The sequence below is a fragment of the Psychromonas antarctica genome (assembly GCF_022267535.1).
In the GTDB taxonomy this organism is placed as follows: domain Bacteria; phylum Pseudomonadota; class Gammaproteobacteria; order Enterobacterales; family Psychromonadaceae; genus Psychromonas; species Psychromonas antarctica.
This window is the reverse complement of sequence record NZ_JAHNZV010000172.1, coordinates 1-3,890: the sequence shown is the minus strand read 5'-3', so window position 1 is coordinate 3,890 and position 3,890 is coordinate 1. Positions and strand designations below refer to the sequence as shown.

General features: G+C 36.3%; 4 protein-coding genes and 1 pseudogene. 2 read left to right on the top strand and 3 right to left on the bottom strand.

The genetic code is table 11. The features are described 5' to 3' along the window. Positions 1-130 precede the first annotated feature (130 nt). Positions 131-454, top strand: a pseudogene (locus KSO91_RS16370) (IS630 family transposase); the annotation flags it as partial. A gap of 759 nt (positions 455-1,213) precedes the next feature. On the opposite strand, the gene KSO91_RS17990 reads toward KSO91_RS16370, so the two are convergent. The 3 genes from KSO91_RS17990 to KSO91_RS17980 all read right to left on the bottom strand — a co-directional run bounded on the left by KSO91_RS17990 (position 1,214) and on the right by KSO91_RS17980 (position 2,353). After that, complete coding sequence (locus KSO91_RS17990) at positions 1,214-1,489, bottom strand: hypothetical protein (protein WP_420830961.1); 276 nt, start codon at positions 1,487-1,489, stop codon at positions 1,214-1,216. A gap of 65 nt (positions 1,490-1,554) precedes the next feature. After that, entirely contained in the window at positions 1,555-1,893 is a 339-nt protein-coding gene (locus KSO91_RS17985; protein WP_420830960.1) for a hypothetical protein, read from the bottom strand. Positions 1,894-1,987: 94 nt separating this feature from the next. Next, positions 1,988-2,353 carry a hypothetical protein gene (locus KSO91_RS17980; protein ID WP_420830959.1) on the bottom strand — a complete coding sequence of 122 codons (366 nt, stop codon included), beginning with the start codon at positions 2,351-2,353 and terminating at the stop codon, positions 1,988-1,990. 398 nt (positions 2,354-2,751) lie between these two features. Here KSO91_RS17980 and KSO91_RS16360 point away from each other — a divergent pair, with 398 nt between their 5' ends. After that, positions 2,752-3,720, top strand: a complete 969-nt coding sequence (locus KSO91_RS16360; RefSeq protein ID WP_238744094.1) for a hypothetical protein — start codon at positions 2,752-2,754, stop codon at positions 3,718-3,720. Positions 3,721-3,890: the final 170 nt, after the last annotated feature.

The following is a 3,890-nucleotide window of genomic DNA, read 5'->3' as shown; positions in this document are numbered from 1 at the left end:
TCATAGGTCAGTTGTTTATATGTTTTCATTGTTGCATCTCTTGCCGGAGAAAAAGCGATTAGCATATATTCAGCTGACCGTTTTTTCTACCTATTCAAGTTATGCACTTATTATTTGAATCCAAGAGTTGATAAAAGAGCAGTATGTAACAGATAAAGCCATCCATTTAATACTTGATGGTGCAGGATATCATCGAAGTGATGCAGTCAAAACTCAAGCAAAAGAGTTTGGAATTACACTGCATTATTTACCTCCTTACAGTCCTAACTTGAACCCAATAGAGCGGTTGTGGAAGGTGATGAATGAACATGCTCGAAATAACAAGTATTTTGCAACAGCGAAAGAGTTTCGACAGAGCATTGATGAATTTTTTGATAATACATTGCCTCAAATTGGACATGTTTTAGCGAGCAGGATTAACGATAACTTTCAGACGTTCAATTTTTCATCTTGAATGGCAACGGGTATATATTTCCCCGATTAATGCTAATTGCCATCGAACCGTAGTTAAAGTTAGTTCTTCCATTGTTTGTAAAACTAAATTTAATTTTTTCTAACCTGCTGTTATACACATTTATTGGTACGTACTAACTCGCTTAGAATAATTATTTTTTGCAATGTAAATGTCATGTCTTCATTCTTGCATATTCTTGCGGTATTTATTCTTAAATTTGCAACAACTTCAAACCGTCAAAATATAAGTATTGAATTAGTCAATTCACTACTTAACAAGTAGTAACAGATTAGGTAGCTAATTTGTTACTTAAGTATACAGTACATAATTAGGCAGCTAATTTGTTACTTAAGTATACAGTACACAATTAGGCAGCTAATTTGTTACTTAAGTATACAGTACACAATTAGGTAGCTAATTTGTTACTTAAGTATACAGGACACAATTAGGTAGCTAATTTGTTACTTAAATAATATGTGTTAGATTGTTTTTCTCCATTTTATATTTTCTCGCTTTGTTTTTTAGTGTTGCCAGAGATAATTTTATAGGCGCGGTAAGTGCTTTTTGGTGTTGTGGTTTGATATGAATCCACAGAGGGTTCGAGGAAAACGGACAATAAAGTTTGATAATTTAAACTGAACACAGACTTCATTATAATGATTCAATACTGAGGGATCCCCACAAAATATCATAAATTCCCTAGCCGTATAACTAGGCTGGGTAATTTATGTAAAACCCAAATAATAACAGTATCATCTATCATCTATCATCTACCTTATACCGATCATCATTAACAACTTCTCTGCCAAGGTAAATATGCGACAAAACTCGCCTGTTTTTTACAGTGTTCGCCTGCAATGAATGATGGTAGTTTAATTGCTCTGCGGCAAATCCTATGCACCACAAAATATAAATAATTAGGGCGCCAATAAGCAGAAGTATATCAAATCTCTCTGGTGTTCTAGAGTTTGCGAACTCAAGAATGATGCCTAGTTTGGCGTTTTTTGTGTCCCTGAATGCTTCTTCAATTTGCATTCTTTTTTTGCATAGCTTAACCACTTTTTTAGGTTTGTTATCCCAACTTTGTGGCAGGCAACTGATTAAAAAACAAGGTTCATTTGCTTTTTTTCTTGATACTTATCTGTACTGCATTGCGATTTACCACCGCGTAGCTTTTTCTTTACTCGACCTATTTTAGAGCCTTCATAGATCGTCGCAATACAAGGGTGTTTAGTTTTTTTACTATAATAAATATCACCTAAAGTGGTAGCTTTACTGTTTGCAGATGAAAACCATTCACTGCTTCTTTGCCAATTCTTATCATCAATTGATAATTGAACATTACCCCTTACCCTACAAACCCAGTACCATCCCATATTTTCAATTGCTTTAAACCAAGGGGTTTTAAAAATAGCATCGGTTAGATTATTGGACGACAACCTTCTGGTAAACAATATTCAATTGAATCAAGTAATGCTTGGTGAGCTTTCGCAGTGTTAAGCTCACTCTCTTCATACGTTTTTTCATAAATAGTTAGTGCGCGCCCACCCATCGGAATACTGACACGTAATAATTGAAATATCTTGCTTCCATTAATCGGTGATCAGTCAACAGCAATGGATGACGGTCATTTGCAATAAGTGTTTCGCTCATATATCGATAAAAATCAACACGTTCAGAATGAAGGTAAGTATTTCCACAGAGGCGATCTGCTCGTTTAATATCATGTTTTTTGTCGGTCTTTGAAAACTTTTTTAACCCTCTTCCAAGGTAAGTGACAGTCAACCTTTGATCTAATAATCCCGAATGAACAAAAGTAAATAGTGTATTTAATCTGGTTTTATGCATTTCAGGGTGGGCAAGAGATATTTCATTCTGTATTATTTCGATGACTTTCATGGTGACTTATTATTTGATGTTTTGTGGTGAAATAATTTGATCGTAAATCGCCATGAAAGTCGATCCTCCAAATTAAATTACTCTGAAAATTAGAGGGGATTCGTCAGATTTTAATACATACCGATAACTATACAGACCAAAGCGGGATCAATGGGCGAAATGGGATAGATATAGATGCCTTGACGGGAGGCGGCTCTTTTATGGATAACGCAGCAGGTACAGATGGGGCGCGGTCTAATGTTTATGAGGTCAACCAAGAAAGGTTGATTAATTATGACGTCGATAAAAAGAGGCGAGAAGCCTATGAAGATCTATGGAACAGTGCTCAATAATTGTTATATTTTGGAATTATTAAAGGTCTGATAATATATTAGACACAAATAAAAAAGGGCTATGCAATGAATAAATTAAAAAACATTACAGCAGTAGGATTATTATTGTTTTTTTTAGGTGGGTGTAGCTTAACAACCCAAATCCAGCCAACGGACGCAAATGTACCAGTTGCTATCGCCCCTTTTAATGGTGAATATTCAATAGCATTTAATATTGCTAATCAAACCGATCTAACGAAAGATTACCCTTTTGCGGGGAAAATCCATAGAAGCCCCTTAAAAGACTTCACGAAACAAGAAGTTATAGAAACAAAATCTAAATTAGAAAGCTCAAGAAGCCGCGGCGGTGTTTCTGAAGCAATTGGCTTGTTTAACGTGCTTACGGGCAATCTAACGGGTGTCATTGATATAGCGGGAGGGATGGCGACCGACCTATCATCTTCATCCGACAGGCATCCATCTATCAGTTCCCGATGGATCGTTAGCGTGGATGCGTCCGAATATAAAAATGAATCCGAGGCAAAAAGAGAAATATTAGATAAAATTCAAACGGCTGTTTTGAATGAATTTAAAAAGTACGATATTAACCTACTTGAAACAAAACGTAATGGGCTGACGTTTCATTATTGCCAATTAAAAAGCAATGAGTTTGTTGAGTTAGGCATTACACACCACACCGATTCATCTGACAAAAAAGTTGAGCCCGCGATAAAGCAAATGGTTAGCTTTAATGGTGTTGATAAATTATCCTACGCTATCGGGTTAAGGGATGCTTACTCTTACGACAAGCTCGTTTATCCTGTTAATTTAGAATTATTTACACACAAAGATGTTGTTGGTGATGATAGTTACGATGATTTTATGAAGCGTGTTACAGAACATTTACCGAGCAATTATTATTTTTACCAAGTGTCTTTTCCTAAGTATAGAGCATTCGATCTTAAGCTCTATGTTAACACTGAGATGGTTGTGCCAAGCATTTACACGGAAGGCAAACGCTACGACTTTATAAAGCCTGATACCAAGCCTTTATAAATTAATTGCCTGAAAAAACGCCGCTTATTTTAAATAAGCGGCGTTTTTTGTTTGCCCAGCAAAGCTGGCAAACCCGCTCACTTGCAAGAGAGTGAGATCACCCTGATTGAGGGGAAGATAATCCGAATGGCAAGGGCGTCACTGGCTAACGGTGGGGTCTGAAGGAAGCC

What these genes read in the sequence shown, in the direction of transcription:
- KSO91_RS17990 (WP_420830961.1), bottom strand. Translation starts at nt 1,489, where the DNA reads ATGCAAATTGAAGAAGCATTCAGGGACACAAAAAACGCCAAACTAGGC.
- KSO91_RS17980 (WP_420830959.1), bottom strand. Translation starts at nt 2,353, where the DNA reads ATGAAAGTCATCGAAATAATACAGAATGAAATATCTCTTGCCCACCCT.
- KSO91_RS16360 (WP_238744094.1), top strand. Translation starts at nt 2,752, where the DNA reads ATGAATAAATTAAAAAACATTACAGCAGTAGGATTATTATTGTTTTTT.